This window comes from Bacillus cereus group sp. BfR-BA-01331 (assembly GCF_022663915.1).
GTDB classification, from domain to species: domain Bacteria; phylum Bacillota; class Bacilli; order Bacillales; family Bacillaceae_G; genus Bacillus_A; species Bacillus_A mycoides.
The window spans coordinates 1-1,080 of sequence record NZ_JAKUGJ010000118.1 but is presented as its reverse complement, the minus strand read 5'-3'; the positions used below and the strand labels follow the sequence as shown (position 1 = coordinate 1,080).

The following is a 1,080-nucleotide window of genomic DNA, read 5'->3' as shown; positions in this document are numbered from 1 at the left end:
TCTTATTAAACGCACAGAGGATCTGATTCGAATTCATCAATCTTGGATTCAGGCTGGAAGACCAAAACCACAAAAACCAACCTTCTTTGTCGTTAGTTTTACTACAATGCGAGGAGATTCTATTAAACAGATGCCATTACCTTATAAGCAGACCGCTTTTTCTAAAAAAACGGAAGAAGAGGTGCAAAGATATTATAAGAAGGGCTATTACTGTCCAGATTGTGGTGCTAGGTTACGTAAAAAAGTGTCTTCTATTATGGTTCAACAAGCCAATGGTGAACAGAACGAAGTCTGTCAGTATAAAGAATTTACAGCAAGTGACTTAGATTCTAAAACAAATAAAAATAGTGTATGTGCCGATTGTAATTCAAATATTTGGAGTCCGAAGGTAAAAATAAAATATGCAAGTTTTAAAGATTGGACGAAATATGAGAAAAAATTAGTGCAGGCAATTAAAGAGGGAAATAAACCTTTACAGAAACAACTAGAGTTAGAAAATCGCAACAAACCTTATAGTGCAAAACACTCAGGAAGAGCGTATCGAAAAGTAGCTACAGTTGAGTATATTCGTAGGAAAATGAAGCATTTCTTTGATGCTCTTATCGCTGACGAAATACATGAGCTGAAAAGCGAAACTGCACAAGGAACTGCTCTAGGAAGTTTAGCAAAGGCTTGTAAGAAAGTTGTAGCTGGAACAGGTACATTATTTGGTGGACGAGCGAGCGACGTGTTCTATACGTTATGGCGTCTATTCCCTCAAAAAATGGTGGAAAGTGGCTTTGAATATAGTTCTTTAATGGAATGGAATGAAACCTATGGAAATATAGAGAGAACATATTACCATGATGGTGAAGTAACATCTAATATAGCTTCACGTGGAGCACAAGGTACATTAGATAAAACCAAGGTCGTACCTGGTATTTCACCGTATGTGTTTACTCAATTTTTAATGGATACAACAATAAATGTACGTTTAAAAGATGTATGGTCAAATCCAGTTGAGCTAATCAATGTACCTACGATTCTTGTTGATATGTCTGAAGAGCAAAAACAAGCCTATGAGCATATGAAAGAGTCATT

At 36.0% G+C, this 1,080-nt stretch carries 1 pseudogene; it reads left to right on the top strand.

Annotated elements, in window-relative coordinates:
* Window positions 1-1,080, top strand: a pseudogene (locus MR155_RS31155) (hypothetical protein); the annotation flags it as partial.